This window comes from Flavobacterium seoulense (genome assembly GCF_000695795.1).
In the GTDB taxonomy this organism is placed as follows: domain Bacteria; phylum Bacteroidota; class Bacteroidia; order Flavobacteriales; family Flavobacteriaceae; genus Flavobacterium; species Flavobacterium seoulense.
On sequence record NZ_JNCA01000054.1, the window covers coordinates 1 to 527 of the forward strand.

The 527-nt window shown below is 28.5% G+C and carries 1 protein-coding gene; it reads right to left on the bottom strand.

Annotated features, from left to right (window positions below; translation table 11 throughout):
* Positions 1–485: restriction endonuclease subunit S (locus FEM21_RS16040; RefSeq protein ID WP_160171320.1), on the bottom strand; the 485-nt coding region annotated here is incomplete at its 3' end.
* Between the last annotated feature and the right edge of the window lie 42 nt (positions 486–527).

Genomic DNA, 527 nt, shown 5'->3' on the forward strand with positions numbered 1-527 from the left:
TCAATTATTTTCTTTTGTGATAATATTCTTTGACTAATAAGATTAAGAAAATCTCCTATTTTCTTTTGTTCTTCAAGTTTTGGAATAGTAATTTTGATTTTTCCCAAATCACTTGAATTTATCGCAGGATAGCTTGTTCCCGTACATTTTTCTATAACTCTGTCTACAAATTTTTGATTGTGTAAATACTGAAAGATAAATGTCGAGTTTTCACTTGTTCTAATTTGTGCATAGCCAGTTGAAGCCACGTAATCTCCATTTTTATCAAAAAAAAGATTGTTTTTTTGATAAGGTCTAACCATTTGAAATAGAATATCATTTTTAAATAATATTCTTTGTGCTCTACTCGGAGCTTCTTTTTTTAAAATTGTGTTTTCTTTTTGTAAATATCCATCAACTACACTTTCCAAATCAATATATACAAATGTATTTGGTAAACTTTCGTTTTTGGGATTTATTCTACAAACATCTCGTAATTTCTGCACGTCCCAACTACCTTCAAATCCCGGAAATCGTAAATTAGGAAA